Here is a 15,728-nt window from a genome sequence, read left to right as displayed (position 1 = left end):
TAAGGCAACCAAACAGACCGCCCGGCGTTCTACCGGCTTGTATCCACCCCTGAAGGATTGCCCCTGATGGCGCGCGCCCTCCACCTCCTCGTCAACCGGCATGCCGGTGCCTTTACGCGTGGCATGACCGTCGAGTCTGTTGTTGACGGGTTGGAGGCCGCAGGCTGGTCGCCCATCACGGTGACCGATATCAGCGATGACATCGAGGCCGGCATCGCCGAGGCCTGCGAGATTCCAGGTGACGCCTTCGCCATTGCCGCCGGTGACGGCACCGTCGCCGCTTTCGCCACGGCGCTGTCGGAACTGGACTCGCCGCCACCCCTACTCGTCCTGCCGGCCGGCACGGCCAACCTCTTGGCCAAGCGCCTCTACGGTGATGGGGACATGGACTCCGTGATCGCCACCTCGGCGGGATATGAACCCCGCAAAATTCCGTGTGGCCGAGTTGACGGGCGCATCTTCCTCATCGCGGCAGCGGTCGGGATCACGCCGGCCTTCGCCAAGGCGCGCGAACTGTTGCGCGAGCCGCCACATGACGGGCGGTTGCGCGCGATCTGGCGCTATATACGGGCCGGGGTCCGCAGTCTAACCACGCGCTATATCGGCTTCACCATCGATGGCGAGACCCATTTCCGCCGCGCCCGCGCCGCTTATGTATCCGTGGGGCGGATGGGTGACGCCCACGCCCAGGGTGGCGAATCCCGCTTTGAACCCATTCTCGAAGTCTATGCCGGACGGCCCTTCGGCGTCGTGGATCTGTCGATCATGCTGGCGCGCGCCGCCTTCGCCGATTTCAAGCACCAGAAGCGCGCTTGGCGCGCGACGGGCCACCATATCGAGGCGCATTCCAAGCGCCGCTTGCCACTGATCGTCGACGGCGAGCCGGGCTATGCCAATTCGCCGGTGGTTTTCGAATTGATCGAGGACGCGCTGTGTGTCATGGCCCCGAAGGCATGACGCGTCTGTTACATATCGCGGACCTGCATTTCGGGGATGAAAGCCCGGCCCTGGTCGAGTCGCTGACGGCCTACTGTCTCCACAATCCGCCCGACGCTATCATCGCGGCCGGTGATTTTACGCAAGGCGGACGCCGGCGCGAGTTCGAGCGTGCGCGGGACTTCTTCGCCTCGGTGCAGGCCCCGGTCGTGGGCGCGCCGGGCAATCACGACGTCCCGAGTTATGCGCTTGATCACCGTTTTCTCACGCCTTGGCAGCGGTTTTTCCGTCTGGTCGGCGACGTGGTTTCTCCACGCCTGCACACCGATGCCGTCCAGGTCGAGACCCTGCACACCGCGCGCCGCAGCCAGTGGCGTCTGGACTGGTCGCTGGGACGGGTCTCGCGGCGCGATCTTGGCGAGCTGATCGGCCGTTTTGACACCGACCATGACCGGGTCCGCATCGCGGCCTGTCACCACCCGCTGATCGCGCCGGAGGGCGCAACGGGGCGCGCCAAGACACGCCGGGGGCCGGAGGCAGCCGAAGCCCTCGCCCCGTACTGCCATCTGGTCCTGACGGGCCATCTGCATCGGACATTTGCAATTCCGGTCGATGCCGGCTCGCATACCTGTTGGTTCTTGGGGGCCTCGACGGCGTTCTCCGGCCGAACACGGATCGAGCCGGCGGGCTTCAACGAGATGGTTCTGGAAGAGGAATACACCCGCCTCATCCACCATGAAGCCGATGATGACGGCCGGTTTCACCCGGTCCGCGAAACCGAGTTGCCACGCAAGCTCTAGTGATTGCGCAGCGCGTCGATCAGTTCCGGCTTGGTCATGTCCGACCGGCCCTCAATGCCGATTTCCTGCGCCCGATCGTAGAGCGCGTCCTTCGACCAGTCTTCATAGGGTGCTGACTTGCCACCCTTTTCAGACGGCTTGTCACCGGCGGCTTTCGCGTTGGCGATGCGGGCGGCTTTTTCCTTGCTCATCCCGTCGTCGCGCAGCGCCTCATAGGTGTCTTCATCCTTGATGCTGGGTGTGTTTTTGCGGGGCATGACAGGTCTCCTTCTCGGACTTACGGGGCGGATGCCGGAGTTACCGGAGCCGCGCGATCAGCACGCCGGTCGAGATGACGGCGCAGCATGGCGACATTCATCCGGTTGGCCTTGAAGCCGAAGTCGAATAGGTCGCCGATCAGCGGGATGGCCCCGATCAGGAAATCGATGCCGATATTGGCGATCATCCACAGCTGGAGATGCGCCGGCGCGCCCATCTGCCGGGCTTTCGCAAGGATATAGAGCGCGGGCAGAAGCGTCGCGGCATCACCCACGCCGGGGATCAGCCCCACAAGCGAATCAAGGCCAAACCGCAAGCCGGTCCCGGGGATCCGGAACCGGCTGTCCATGAGATCGGCCAGGGCGTCCAGCCGGTCGATATCGCGGTCGTGGACCATTTAGCGGCGAGCGATGATCCACACGGCGTGAACGATACCCGGGATATAGCCCAGTAACGTCAGGATGATGTTGATCCAGAACTGCGCTCCGATGCCGACCTGGAGGAAAACCCCGAGCGGCGGCAGGAGGATGGCGATAAGAATACGCAGCAGGTCCATGGAACAATTTCCCTTTTTGTGAGCCGCGCATCCGGCGCGGTGTCCGCACTCCTAACGCGCGGGACCTGTCACGGTTCCACCGGATGCCCGGCGGCACCATTTACAACGCAGGTGCAGCAGTCCACGATGCTGCAGCGCAACATCAGGGGGGAAGGATGTCTGCACCGCTTACCGATCCGCAAACGGCCCTGGAGTCCGCTGCGGCGGCCTCGGCCTTTGTCGACAACAGTTTCCTGCTGCTCTTTTCCGGCATGGTCGTGGTCTTCATGGCCGCCGGCTTCTGCATGCTGGAAAGCGGGCTGGTCCGCGCCAAGAACGCTGCGACCATCGCGCTGAAGAATATCAGCCTCTTTGCCATTGCCGGGATCGCCTTCTATCTCGTCGGCTACCGGCTGATGTATGACGGGGTCGATGGCGGCTGGATCGGCACATTCGGTGTGTGGTCGCCCGATGCGCTCGACGAGCCCTCCGGCAGTGTTGCCTCGGCGGCGGACTGGTTCTTCCAGATGGCGTTTGTCGCGACGGCAGCGAGCATCGTTTCCGGTACGCTGGCCGAGCGGATCACGCTGCGTCCCTTCCTCATCTTCGTCGTCCTCCTGACCGCTTTCATCTATCCCATCGCCGGGGCCTGGAAATGGGGCGAAGGCTGGCTGCACGTGCTGGGTTTCCAGGATTTCGCCGGGTCGACCCTTGTGCACTCCGTCGGCGGCTGGGCGGCGCTGACCGGCGCGATCATTCTCGGTCCGCGCGTGGGCAAATACGGACCGGACGGCCGGATCATCAAGCCGCTTCCCGGCTCCAACCTGCCGCTTGCCGCGCTGGGCACTTTCATCCTCTGGTTCGGCTGGTTCGGCTTTAATGGCGGCTCCCAGCTCGCCGCCGGTACGATCGAGGATATTTCGGCGGTCGGGCGGATCATGGCCAACACCAATATCGCCGCGGCAGGTGGTGTGGTCGCCGCGCTGATCGCCTCCGAAATCGTCTTCCGCAAGGCGGACCTGACCTTCGTCCTCAACGGCGCGATTGGCGGCCTGGTGGCCATCACCGCCGGGCCGCTGGCCCCGGAGATGTGGCAGGCGCTGCTGATCGGCGGCGCGGCGGGCGTGATCGTCGTGATCACCGTGCCGCTGCTTGATCGGCTGCGCATCGACGACGTGGTCGGAGCCATTCCCTCCCACCTTCTGTGCGGGATATTCGGCACGCTGATCGTCCCCTTGACCATGACCGCAGACGGGTTGAGCAGATTTGAGCAGGCCGGTGTCCAGCTCCTGGGTGTCGCCGCCATTGGCCTCTTCGTCGCCGGGACCAGCACGGTGATCTGGCTGGGTCTGAATGCCGTGCTCGGCCTGCGCCCGCCGGTCGAGGAAGAGATGCGCGGTCTCGACCGTTCCGAGCTCGGGATGCAAGCCTATCCGGACTTCTACGCCCGGCAATAGCCGCGTCCCGGCCTCTGGTCCGTACACCTAACGCATCGGACCTGTTGCGGTTCTGGGATAATGACCGGTGTCCTCCCTCTCGGCTTTGCGGCCAGCCCTCGCTGTTATCCGAAAAGACCCGCCCGTTGCGTATTGGATGGGAATTGCACGCGAAGCCTATGGTCCATGTCAGAGTCCTGACTTTGGTCTCAGGGTTTCAGGGCGTCGTCTTCATCAGGCTGGCCGCACTCCCCGACCGTCTGCCAATCAATCCGTTTGGAGTCCAAGCAGGGTATTCAGGGTCGCGCACCTGAAATGATGAAGCAGAAGGCGGACATGCCAACCAGGACGGCCGCCGGTATCAGGCATATCTGGATACAGGCGCTGCGACCGCTGACGAGACCTGATGCCGTGGCGAACGGTGCCACCAGGAAGTCCATCCAGGATTGCCGACCATCGAAACCAAACCCTCTGATCCGCAACAAGGTGATCGGAGCCCCCAGATACATGCAGAGGAAAAACAGGGCGATCACAACAGCGAACAACACGTCGGTGTCGCCCCAGAAGGTGGCGAACAAAACTGTGAACAGCGCGGCATGCAGGCTCAGGAATAGCCACGCAACGCCCTTGTGAATGCTTGTGCTGATACCGGAGTTGACGCTGTCGTTGACCGGAGAGTTATCCACCGCGATCTGGGGTCCCGGGTCGCCGTCGAAAGCGCCATCCGCTGCCATCTCATTTCTCTTTTGCGATACGAGGGTCATTGGCCGAATCCATTTATTGCGCATCAAGTAGTCGTATTTTATGATGGAAGTCATAAAATGCAACTTTGTTATTCGTATTTGGAGGCTGGCATGCGCCTGAACATTCAAACCGACTACGCTTTGCGGCTGATGATGCATCTCGCGGTAAAGCGTGACGGGCTCGTGTCGGCTGCCGAGACGGCCAATCTGTTTGGGGTTTCCAAATCGCATCTGATGAAGGTTGCCAGCGCGCTGGTCCGGGCAGGCTATGTTGAGTCCGTTCGCGGCAGATCAGGCGGGCTGCGCCTCTCGCCTGAAGGATTCGCGGTTTCGGTGGGTGATGTTGTCAGGCTGATGGAAGGGGATCTGGACGTTGTGGAATGCTTCCAGAAAGGCGGCGGCGAATGCCTGATTTCACCCGCCTGCAAGCTGCGGGGCGCACTTCATAGGGCGCTTGAGGCGTTCCTGACTGTGCTTGACCAGTACACGGTTGATGATCTGACCGCGAACAATGCGAAACTTTTCTCACTCCTTGACGGAGAGGCGGCATGACACGCGCAGGTTCAAGTGTTGCGCATGACCGGCGTCGTGAAATCCAGCGGCGCGCGGCCGGAATGGGAATAGATGACGCCTATATCGACCGGCTGGTTGAAACCTTCTACGCCCGGGTGCGCGCACATCCCCTGTTGGGACCGATCTTCCAGGATGCCATCGGTGATGAATGGGGTCCGCATCTGGCACGCATGAAGACATTCTGGAGTTCGGTCGCGCTCAATTCCGGGACCTACTCGGGCAAACCCGTGCCGGCCCACAAGAAACTGACCCAGGTGCAGCCCTGGCATTTCAACATCTGGCTCGGCCTGTTTCGGGAAACGCTGCACGACACGGCAGCCTGTCCGGAAGCGGTCGAATATTTCATGGAGCGGGCCGAACGCATTGCCCAGAGCTTGCAATTGGCAATGTTCGGACTGCCGGGGCTTCCGGAAGCCCCGGTGGAGTGAGCGAAACACCTCCTGGCATCCCGACTTTTGGCTGGGCCTGAAAGCCGTGCTCGGCCTGCGGCCGCCGGTCGAGGAAGAGATGCGCGGCCTCGACCGTTCCGAGCTCGGGATGCAGGCCTATCCGGACTTCTACGCCCGGCAGTAGCCGCGCCTCGGCCTGCGTTCCGCACCTCTTCTGCACACCGGCTTCACCGGGGCCGATTGACTCTGCTCACGCGCGGAACAAAAATAGAACATATGATCGACAGAAGAGGTCTTCCAAGCCTCGTGCAGCCGTTTTCCGGGTTGCGCGGCGATGCCGCATCCCCGGCCTTTCCCTTTGGACTGGCGGCCGAGGGCGTGCACGAGATCGCCGAACGCGCCTATGGCGATGCCGGTGCGGCGGCTGGCTTTGCCCTGTCGGCCCTGGCGCGCTCGCGGCCCGGCGTCTGGCTGTGGATCCGCCAGCGTGACCTGGTGCTCGATCTCGGCCGGGTGACAGGGCTGGGCGCGTCCGCCTTCGGCCTTGATCCGGCCCGCTTCCTCTTTGTCGAGACCGGCACGCCGGTCGATACTCTGATCGCCGCCGAGGAGGGCATTCGCTCCGGCGCGGTCTCGACCGTCATCGCCGAAGTAGGCGAGGCGAGTTTCACCGCCACGCGCCGCCTCATCCTGGCGAGCGAGACGGGCGGCACGCCGGCGCTTCTGCTTCTGCCCCACACCCGTGAAGGCGCGACCGCCGCCCAGGCCCGCTGGCGTGTCTCGCCGGCCCCCTCTTCCCCCAACCTGTTCGACGCCCGCGCGCCCGGATCGCCGCGCTGGCGGGCCCGCCTGGAACGCTGCCGGGCCGCACCGGGCGAGGCGGGCCGCGATTTCGACCTGGAGTTTGACGATGAGACGCTATGCCTGCGTCTGGTTTCCGGACTGGCCGATGGACCGGCTGCGCCGCGCCCGGCGCGACCCGCCGCCCTCCTGCCATTCCGCCGGGCCGGATGAGACGGCTTTTGTCCTGACCGAACAGGGCGTCACGGGACTGCGCGTGGCGGCGGCCAATGGTGTGGCGAAATGGCTGGGGGTCACCCCCGGCCTGCGCTTTGCCGATGCCCGCTCCCGTGCGCCGGATGTACAGGCCGAACCGGTCGACCGCGCCGCCGATGCCAGGGCGCTCGAAGCACTTGCCCTGTGGGCGACGCGCTGGACCCCGCTCGCGATGGTGGACGGGATGGACGCCCTGCGCCTCGACATCACCGGCTGCGCCCGCCTGTTCGGCGGGGAAGGCCATCTCCTGTCCGACATCGGTGAACGGCTGTCCGCGGGCGGGATCACGGCCCGCATCGGGGCCGGGCCGACACCGGGCGCGGCCTGGGCGCTCGCCCGTCATGGCGCGGGCCGGGTCACGGTCTGCCGGGCCGGGCAGGAAGTTAGCGAAGCGCTGACAGACCTGCCGGTTTCCGGCCTCCGTCTCGACGAGGCCGCCGAGCGCCTGCTGCGCCGCTTCGGCCTCACCCGCATCGGCCAGCTCTATGACATCGATCGCACCGCGCTCGCCCGCCGCTTTTCCTCGAAAGAGGCCGTCAGCGCCGTGCGCTTTCGCCTCGACCAGGCGCTCGGCCTCTATCCCGAACCCCTGAACCCCATACGGACCCCGCCCGACTACGCGCCCCGGCAATCCTTCGTCGAACCCCTGATTTCCGGGGACGGTCTCACCGCCGCCCTCGACACGCTGACCGAACAGCTATGCGAACTGCTGGAGCGTGACGGACGCGGCGCGCGCGACTTCACCCTTACTGCCTTTCGCGCCGACGGCTCGGCGGCCAGTGTCAGCCTGTCGACCGCCCGTCCGGTACGGGACCGGGCGCATATCCTGCGCCTCTTCCGCGACCGGATCGAGCAGATCGACCCCGGTTTCGGCATCGACCTTGTCGAACTCTCGGCCGGGCGCACCGGCCCGCTGGAGACGGACGCCAGGCCGTTGTCGCGCGACCTTGCCGCCGACCCGGTCGATCCGGTGGCCCTGTCCGCGCTGGCTGACCGGCTGACCGCCCGGCTGGGCGCGGGAACAGTCCGCATCGCCCGGCCTGAAGCCAGCCACGACCCGTCCCGCGCCGAGGCCCTCGCCGTCTATGACGGGGCGCTGGAAGACTGGACGGACACCCGTTCGGTACCGCGTAGCGACCGCCCGGCCCGCATGCTCGACCAGCCCGAAGCCGTCGAGGTGCTGGCCGAGGTTCCCGACGGTCCGCCGCTGCGCTTTGTCTGGCGGCGCGTCCCGCGCCGGGTGAAGCGGGCGGACGGGCCCGAACGCATCGCGCCGGAATGGTGGCGCACCTTCGACAGCGAGGCCCGGGCGCGGGACTATTACCGGATCGAGGACGAGGAAGGCCGCCGCTACTGGGTGTTCCGCGAAGGGCTTTACCAGGACGGCCGCGGTGGCCTGCCGCGCTGGTATGTGCACGCGCTCTTCTCATGACCGCCTATGCCGAGCTCCAGGTCACGACCAATTTCTCCTTCCTGCGCGGGGCCTCCCACGCCGAGGAACTGGTCCTGCAGGCGCGCGCCTCGGGCCTTTCCGCCATCGGCATTTGCGACCGCAATACGCTGGCCGGCGTGGTGCGCGCCCATCTCGCCGCGAAGGAGCATGGCCTCAAACTGCTGATCGGCTGCCGCCTCGACCTCGTCTGCGGGCTCAGCCTCCTGTGCTACCCCACCGACCGCGCCGCCTATGGCCGCCTCTCCACCCTGTTGTCGAAGGGCAAGATGGGCGACGCCGAAAAGGGCGAATGCCGGATCACGCTCGATGATGTCGCGGCCCACGCCGACGGTCAGGTCTTCATCGCCGTCCCGCCGGCAAAGCCCGATGACGCCTTTGAGGCCCGGCTCGGCGAGATCGCCGCGCTCTGGCCCGGACGGTGTTATCTCGCGGTCAGCTTCCGCCATGGCGGGCGCAACCGCGAGCATATCGCCCGTCTGATGGCACTCGGGGACCGGACCGGTGCGCCGGGCGTGGCGACCAATGACGTGCTCTATCACATCCCCCACCGGCGGCCCCTGCAGGACGTGCTGACCTGTATCCGCGAGGGCGTCACCATCGACCAGGCAGGCTTCCGCCTCGAAGCCAATGCGGAACGCTATATCAAGCACCCGGGCGAGATGGCGCGGCTCTTCGCCGGACACGAGGCCGCCCTTTCCCGCACGATGGAGATCGCCGGGCGGTGCAATTTCTCGCTCGACGAGCTCGCCTATCATTATCCCGACGAGCCGGTCCCGCCCGGCACCACGCCCCAGCGCCACCTCGCCCACCTGGCGCGGGAAGGTGCGAAGGACCGCTATCCCGGCGGCGTGCCGGCCCGTGTCGAAGCCGCCATCGCCCGCGAACTCGCCCTCATCGAGGAGCTCGGCTATGCGGCCTATTTCCTGACCGTGAACGACATCGTCGCCTGGGCGCGCGATCAGGGGATTCTCTGCCAGGGGCGGGGCTCGGCCGCGAATTCGGCGGTCTGCTACTGCCTGGGGATCACCAGCGTCGACCCGGACAAGTCGAGCCTGCTCTTTGAACGCTTCATGTCGAAGGAGCGCCGCGAACCGCCCGACATCGACGTCGACTTCGAGCACGAGCGCCGTGAGGAGGTGATCCAGTATGTCTATCGCCGCTATGGCCGCCACCGCGCCGCGCTGACCGCGACCGTCATCTCCTACCGCCCCCGTTCCGCCGTGCGGGAAGTGACCAAGGCGCTGGGCCTGTCCGAAACCGTCGGGGCCGCCATGGCCGGAACGGTCTGGGGCAGCTGGGGCCGCGAGGTCAATGACAAGCGCATCGCCGAGGCCGGGCTCGACCCGTCCAATCCGGTGATCCGCCGGGCGATCCGGCTGACCACCGAACTGATCGGCTTCCCCCGCCACCTCTCCCAGCATGTCGGCGGTTTCGTCCTGACCAGGGGTCCGCTGATCGAGACCGTGCCCATCGGTAATGCGGCGATGGAGGACCGCACCTTCATCGAGTGGGACAAGGACGATATCGACGCGCTCGGCATCATGAAGGTGGATGTGCTCGCGCTGGGCATGCTGACCTGCATCCGCAAGGCGTTTGACCTGATCGCCCTGCACGGCGGACCGCGCTACGATCTCGCCAACCTGCCCAATGAGGACCCCGAGACCTACGACATGCTCTGCCGCGCCGACTCGGTGGGCGTCTTCCAGGTCGAAAGCCGGGCGCAGATGAACATGCTGCCGCGCCTGAAGCCGCGCAGTTTCTATGACCTCGTCATCGAGGTGGCGATTGTCCGGCCCGGCCCGATCCAGGGCGACATGGTCCATCCCTATCTGCGCCGCCGCAACGGGCTGGAACCGGTCGTCTTCCCGTCGCCGGCACCTGAACACGGCCCCGCCGACGAGCTGGAGCAGATCCTCGGCCGTACCAAGGGCGTGCCGCTCTTCCAGGAACAGGCGATGCAGATCGCCATCGATGCCGCGAAATTCACCCCCGACGAAGCCAACGGCCTGCGCCGCGCCATGGCGACCTTCCGCAAGGTCGGCACCATCCAGCATTACGAGGAGAAGATGGTGAACGGCATGGTCACGCGCGGCTATGACGCCGAATTCGCGCGGCGCTGTTTCGATCAGGTCAAGGGCTTTGGCGAGTACGGCTTTCCCGAAAGCCATGCGGCGAGTTTCGCCCGGCTGGTCTATGTCTCGTCCTGGCTGAAATGCCACCGGCCCGACGCCTTTGCGGCAGCGATTCTCAACGCCCAGCCCATGGGGTTCTACGCCCCGGCCCAGCTGGTCCGCGACGCCCGCGAGCATGACGTCGAGGTCCGCGAAGTGGACGTCAATCACTCCGACTGGGATTGCACGCTCGAACCGGCAAGCGGCGGACCCTGGCCCTGCGCGCTGCGGCTGGGCATGCGCCTCATCGACGGGCTGCGCCAGGACGATGCCGAGCGCCTGATGCAGGCGCGGGGCGAAGGCTATGACGACCCGGCCGCCATCCGCCGCCGGGCGGGCCTGCGCCGCGCGCCGCTCGAAGCGCTCGCCGCCGCTGATGCCTTCCGTTCGGCCGGGCTCGACCGCCGCCAGGCGTTGTGGGCGGTCCGGGGCGAAAGCCGGGACACGGCCCTGCCGCTCTTTGCCGCAGCCGACACCCGCGAACAGGGAGCGGATGCACCCGTGACCCTGCCCGCCATGCCGGCGTCCGAACACGTGCTGCAGGATTACCAGACCATCCGCCTGTCGCTGAAAGACCACCCGATGCGCTTCCTGAGGGGCGGCTATGCCCGGATGGGCATCAAGACCACGCACGCGGTCAACGCCCTGCCGAACGGTCACCGCGCCATGCTGGCCGGCGTGGTCCTGGTGCGTCAGCGGCCCGGCTCGGCCAAGGGCGTGTGTTTCATCACCGTCGAGGACGAAACCGGGGTCTCCAACCTCGTCGTCTGGCCGCGCGTGATGGAGACCTACCGCCCCGTGGTCATGGGCGCGCGCCTGTTGCTGGTGAAAGGCCGGGTACAGTCCGCCGAGGGCGTCGTTCACCTTGTCGCTGACCAGTTGATTGATCGCACCGGTGATCTCTCGCTGCTGTCAGAGGATGCCAGCCGGGCCCTCGACAATGCGCTCGCCCATGCCGACGAGGTGCGCCGCCCGATCGACGATCACCGCGTGCCCGCGGCCCGGCATCCACGCCAGACCCGCATCATCCCGAAAAGCCGGGACTTTCACTAGGGCTCCGCGACCAGCGCGCGCCATCATTGCCCACCCTTTTCGCGGACCGTAGAGATAGGGGCAGGGCACAGGCCTGAAACAGCCCATCGTCCCAAGGAGCGCCTGAATGACCCTGAACATTGCCCATGCTCCCTGTGCAGGGCCGAACAGGGGGACAGCCGCATGACGGAGACGCACCGGTGATCGCGGGCCTTGCCGCCTTTTTCTTCCTGACCGCGCTGGCCTATGCCACGGTCGGGTTTGGCGGTGGGTCGACCTATACCGCCCTGCTGGTCCTGGCGGACACCGACTACCGGATCCTTCCCGCCATCTCGCTGGCCTGCAACATCACCGTGGTGGCCGGCTCGGTCATCCAGTACGCCTCGGCCGGGCTGGTCCGGTGGAAACGGCTTCTGCCGCTCACCGTCCTGTCGGTGCCCATGGCAGCGTTCGGCGGCATGCTGGACATTCCCGAGCGCACCTTCATCACCGTCCTTGGCCTGGCCCTGCTGGCATCAGCCGCCGCCCTCGCATGGCGCAAGCCTGCACCGGCGAGCCCGGAATCGGCCTGGCCGGTCTGGGCCGGCCCCGTCATGGGTGGCGGGATCGGCTTTCTCGCGGGCCTGGTCGGGATTGGAGGTGGCATCTTTCTCGCCCCCCTCCTCCACCTCCTGAACTGGGGGAAAGCGAAGGAAATTGCAGCCGCGGCCTCGGTCTTCATTCTGGTGAATTCGGCCGCGGGACTGGCCGGGCAGACCGGCCGCCTGACCGCGTCAGGCGATCTCGCTGCCATTCTGGATTATTGGCCGCTCCTGCCTGCGGTCCTGATTGGCGGTCAGATCGGAGCCTGGATGGGACGCACACGCGCCTCCGATACCTGGCTGATCCGTCTGACCGCCATTCTCGTCCTGTTTGTCGCCATCCGCCTGTTGTGGCGGGCCGCGACCGCCCTATAGCGGCGGAATTGTCCTGCCCGGCGTCCAGGGGGCTCCCGCAGCGGCCAGATCGGCCTCGAAAGCGGGGATGTCCTCCTCGATCAATTCTGCCAGACGGTCCCGAAGACCGGCGAATTCATCCTCGGCCATACCCAGCTGCGCTTGGTGTGCACCTGACGGTCCGTAGGCCGAACTCCCCGTTCCCAATTCCGCGAAGGACAGGCGGGACGACACGGTCGAGGGCTGGGACCCGTATTGCCCCTGCCGCGACTGGTTGCCGCCCAGCGCTTCCTCGATTGCCAGCAATTCCTGACGGAGCGCTTCATAGCGGTCATCAAGATCGCCCGGAGCTGTGCGGGAACGGTAGAGTGCCGACTGCAGGCGCGCCAGCCGGGCATGGGCCTGCCCGATCGACGCATTCGCAGCCGAAACCTGCCCCTGAAGCGTCCCGAGGCGCTCCCAGAACGCCACCACGTCATCGTCCGGTGACCCCGGCAGGGCCCCTTCGGTCAGGCGTTCGACCTCGATCGTCTGGGCCTCACCGATCGTCTCGGTCTCGCCGTTGTGTTGACGCACGAGTTCGACCGAGTAGGTGCCGGGCGCGACGAGGAAACCCGACGTTTCGGAATCGGGCGTGTCCGGTTCGGTGACCGCGTCCCTACTCGGATAGGTGAGATCCCACGCAACCCGGTGGAAGCCCTCTGTCACCGGTCCGGGCAGGCGGCGAACCACCTCGCCCGCACTGTCCCGGATGACCAGCCAGATACGCGGCGGGGCTTCACGGCGCTCGGCCTCGACCACGTCAAATCCGGGGAAGGGCGTGTCCTCACCGGCTTCGTTGGCCTCGCTCTCGGCGTCCTGCCGGACTTCGGCCGACGTCTGCAGGCCTTCATGGAGATAATAGGTGATCAGGGCCCCGAAAGGCGGGTTCTCGGCCTGGAAGTAGCCATGCCCCTGGCTGCCCCGCGCATTGAACCCCAGCTCATGCTGCTCGAAATACCACCAGGCGCGCCGCACCGGGAACAGCCGGGTTTCCGTCTCGAGCATGTCCTCGGAGATCTGCCGGAAGGGCGACATGTCGTCGAGAATGTAGATGGACCGGCCAAAGGTGCCGACCACCAGGTCGTCCTCACGCTCATGAATGTGGAGATCACGCGCCGGAATGGGCGGAATGCCGGCATTGAGCTGCGTCCAGCGGTCACCGCCATCGATCGTGAAGAACACCCCGAAATCGGTTCCGACAAAGAGCAGGTCCGGGTTTTCATGGTCCTGCGCGATCCGCCAGACCGGGCCGTTTTCCGGCAGACCGTTGGTGATCATGCGCCAGCTGCGGCCATGATTGTCCGACCGCATCAGGTAGGGCGCAAAGTCCCCTTCCTTGTGATTGTCCATCGCCATGAAGACCGTACCGGCCTCGAAGCGCGACGGCTCGAAATCATTGATGAAGGCGCGATCAGGCACTCCGCGCAGGCTTCCTGCCTCGGTCCGGGCCCAGGTGTCGCCGCCATCGGTTGTCACATGAATCAGACCGTCATCAGTCCCCGCATAGATCACGTCCGCATCGACGGGCGACTCGGCCAGGGCGCTGATCGTGTTGTAGTTCGACATCGCATAGACGTCCCAGCCGGCTTCCCAGGACCATTGCCGGCCCATGATGGGAAGCAGCATGCGGTCTTCATTCCGCGTCAAATCGCCGGAAATCGGTGTCCAGTTGTCCCCACGGTCATCGGAACGCCAGACCCGCTGCGAGGCGTGATAGACGCGCGCCGGTTCATGCGATGACACGACCAGCGGCGCATCCCAGTTGAAACGCTCGGCCGGTTCGCCCGGTTGCGGTTGGGCACGGACATAGACGAGTTCGCCCGTCGTCCGGTCAAATCGGACCACATTGCCCTGTTGCCAGCTGGAATAGGCAATGTCGGGATTGCCCGGTTCGATATCGGGTTCATGCCCGTCGCCAAACAGGGTCACCACCCAGTCGGAATTCCGGATGCCGTGCCGGCTGTCGGTCCGCGACGGTCCCATCTGGGAATTGTTGTCCTGGGTGCCGCCATAGATGTTGTAGAAGGGCTCGGCGTCATCGAGCGCAATGTCGTAGAACTGCGTGATCGGCAGGTTGGAGATGAAGCGCCAGGTCGCGTCACCATCGAGCGATTCATAAAGACCGCCATCAGACCCGACGAGCAGGAAATCCGGGTCGGTCGGGTGGAAGGCGATCGCGTGGTCGTCGACATGCTTGTTTTCGTTGTTGATGTCCCGGAAGGTCGCGCCGCCATCGCTGGAAATCTGGGTCGTGTTCGACACCAGGATGATCCGGTCGAAATGATGCGGATGGGCGTAGAGCTCCTGGTAATAGTGCGGGCCGGTCCCGCCCGAGACGGTATCGGACATCCGCGTCCAGCTCTCGCCGCGATTGGTGGAGCGGTAAATGCCGCCAGACCGCCGGTCCTGCTCGATCGCCGCGTAAAGCACGTCCGGATTCTGGGGCGAGATCGCAAGTCCGATCTTGCCCATATTCCCGTCCGGAAGGCCGCTGGTGACTTCCCGCCAGGTTTCACCGCCATCGTCGGACACATGCAGGCCGCTTTCCGGCCCGGCACCCATATAGGCGGCAACCGTGCGGTGGCGCTGCCAGGTCGCCGCGACAAGCCGGTCAGGATTGCGCGGATCCATGACGATATCGGTTACGCCGGTCCATTCCCCGGCAGACAGGACGAGATCCCATGTCTCGCCGCCATCGGTGGACTTGAACAGGCCGCGGTCACCGCCGGACGACCAGAGCGGCCCCTGTGAGGCCACCCAGATCGTGTTGGAGTCCTCGGGGTGGACGAGGATTTCGGAGATGTGCTCGGATTCCTCCAGCCCGAGATGATCCCAGCTTTGCCCGCCATCACGCGACCGGTAGACACCATTGCCATAACCCACGTGCCGGCCGCCGTGGTTTTCCCCCGTGCCGACCCAGATGATGTGCGGGTTTTGCGGATCGACGGTGACCGTGCCGATCGAATAGACGCCCTGGTCATCGAAAATCGGGGTCCAGGTTGTCCCGGCATTGTCGGTCCGCCAGACACCGCCTGATCCGACGCCGACAATCCAGGTCGACGGATCGTCCTGCATGACTTCGATGTCGCTGATCCGCCCGGACATGAAGGCCGGACCAATGCTTCGGAACGCCAGGCCGGAAAAGGTCCCGGATGTCAGAACGCCCTCTTCGGCCTCCGTCTCCGTCTCACCTTGCGCGCAGGCGGCTTGTGGCAACGCGCAGAGCAAAACGGCGCAAATCATTCCTCGCATGACAATCTCCCCGTGTGTCCTTGTTACACTGTATCAGCGCCTTCCGGCTCGGAAAACATTAAAAAATATTCAATCTGGTAGCCGGATGGCTGGGTGTTTCCGGCCTTGACCGGTGCC

General features: G+C 65.4%; 14 protein-coding genes. 9 read left to right on the top strand and 5 right to left on the bottom strand.

From position 1 onward, the window contains the following. Positions 1-66: 66 nt before the first annotated feature. Positions 67-957, top strand: a complete 891-nt coding sequence (locus V0U35_RS03175; protein ID WP_330195201.1) for a diacylglycerol/lipid kinase family protein — start codon at positions 67-69, stop codon at positions 955-957. Beyond that, positions 954-1,736, top strand: coding sequence for a metallophosphoesterase family protein (locus V0U35_RS03170; protein WP_330195200.1), 783 nt, complete (start codon positions 954-956; stop codon positions 1,734-1,736). The genes V0U35_RS03175 and V0U35_RS03170 overlap by 4 nt, the downstream gene beginning before the upstream one ends. Here the strand turns inward: V0U35_RS03170 and V0U35_RS03165 are convergent. From V0U35_RS03165 to V0U35_RS03155, 3 genes are read right to left on the bottom strand one after another with little or no spacing between them, the layout of a single operon-like run. Next, on the bottom strand, positions 1,733-1,993 hold the full coding sequence (locus tag V0U35_RS03165; protein ID WP_330195199.1) for a DUF7218 family protein: 261 nt from the start codon (positions 1,991-1,993) through the stop codon (positions 1,733-1,735). The two genes, V0U35_RS03170 and V0U35_RS03165, sit on opposite strands and share 4 nt — an antisense overlap. 20 nt (positions 1,994-2,013) lie before the next feature. Then, on the bottom strand, positions 2,014-2,391 hold the full coding sequence (locus V0U35_RS03160) for a DUF4112 domain-containing protein (RefSeq protein WP_330195198.1): 378 nt from the start codon (positions 2,389-2,391) through the stop codon (positions 2,014-2,016). Beyond that, positions 2,392-2,550, bottom strand: a complete 159-nt coding sequence (locus tag V0U35_RS03155) for a YqaE/Pmp3 family membrane protein (RefSeq protein WP_330195197.1) — start codon at positions 2,548-2,550, stop codon at positions 2,392-2,394. A 155-nt stretch (positions 2,551-2,705) separates the two neighbouring features. On the opposite strand from V0U35_RS03155, the gene amtB reads away from it, so the two are divergent. Then, a complete protein-coding gene (gene amtB, locus V0U35_RS03150; protein ID WP_330195196.1) occupies positions 2,706-3,986 on the top strand; it encodes an ammonium transporter AmtB in 1,281 nt (426 codons plus the stop codon). Between the two features lie 275 nt (positions 3,987-4,261). Here amtB and V0U35_RS03145 read toward each other — a convergent pair whose 3' ends face one another. Further along, complete coding sequence (locus V0U35_RS03145; RefSeq protein ID WP_330195195.1) at positions 4,262-4,729, bottom strand: hypothetical protein; 468 nt, start codon at positions 4,727-4,729, stop codon at positions 4,262-4,264. Between the two features lie 90 nt (positions 4,730-4,819). On the opposite strand from V0U35_RS03145, the gene V0U35_RS03140 reads away from it, so the two are divergent. The 6 genes from V0U35_RS03140 to V0U35_RS03115 all read left to right on the top strand — a co-directional run bounded on the left by V0U35_RS03140 (position 4,820) and on the right by V0U35_RS03115 (position 12,338). Then, positions 4,820-5,260, top strand: coding sequence for an RrF2 family transcriptional regulator (locus V0U35_RS03140; protein WP_330195194.1), 441 nt, complete (start codon positions 4,820-4,822; stop codon positions 5,258-5,260). Then, positions 5,257-5,709, top strand: a complete 453-nt coding sequence (locus tag V0U35_RS03135; RefSeq protein ID WP_330195193.1) for a group III truncated hemoglobin — start codon at positions 5,257-5,259, stop codon at positions 5,707-5,709. The genes V0U35_RS03140 and V0U35_RS03135 overlap by 4 nt, the downstream gene beginning before the upstream one ends. 237 nt (positions 5,710-5,946) lie before the next feature. Next, a complete protein-coding gene (locus V0U35_RS03130) occupies positions 5,947-6,684 on the top strand; it encodes an ImuA family protein (RefSeq protein WP_330195192.1) in 738 nt (245 codons plus the stop codon). Next, positions 6,581-8,158: a Y-family DNA polymerase gene (locus V0U35_RS03125; protein ID WP_330195191.1), complete on the top strand. Its 1,578-nt coding sequence runs from the start codon at positions 6,581-6,583 to the stop codon at positions 8,156-8,158. The genes V0U35_RS03130 and V0U35_RS03125 overlap by 104 nt, the downstream gene beginning before the upstream one ends. Beyond that, positions 8,155-11,403 carry an error-prone DNA polymerase gene (locus tag V0U35_RS03120; RefSeq protein WP_330195190.1) on the top strand — a complete coding sequence of 1,083 codons (3,249 nt, stop codon included), beginning with the start codon at positions 8,155-8,157 and terminating at the stop codon, positions 11,401-11,403. The genes V0U35_RS03125 and V0U35_RS03120 overlap by 4 nt, the downstream gene beginning before the upstream one ends. Positions 11,404-11,582: 179 nt before the next feature. Next, positions 11,583-12,338 (top strand): sulfite exporter TauE/SafE family protein, encoded by a 756-nt coding sequence (locus tag V0U35_RS03115; RefSeq protein WP_330195189.1) that lies wholly within the window; start codon positions 11,583-11,585, stop codon positions 12,336-12,338. On the opposite strand, the gene V0U35_RS03110 is transcribed toward V0U35_RS03115, so the two are convergent. Continuing rightward, entirely contained in the window at positions 12,333-15,611 is a 3,279-nt protein-coding gene (locus V0U35_RS03110; RefSeq protein WP_330195188.1) for a VPS10 domain-containing protein, read from the bottom strand. The two genes, V0U35_RS03115 and V0U35_RS03110, sit on opposite strands and share 6 nt — an antisense overlap. Between the last annotated feature and the right edge of the window lie 117 nt (positions 15,612-15,728).

It is taken from the genome of Hyphobacterium marinum (assembly GCF_036330325.1).
Taxonomy (GTDB): domain Bacteria; phylum Pseudomonadota; class Alphaproteobacteria; order Caulobacterales; family Maricaulaceae; genus Hyphobacterium; species Hyphobacterium marinum.
Note: the sequence above shows the minus strand (reverse complement) of the source record. Positions and strands in the feature narration are given on the sequence as shown.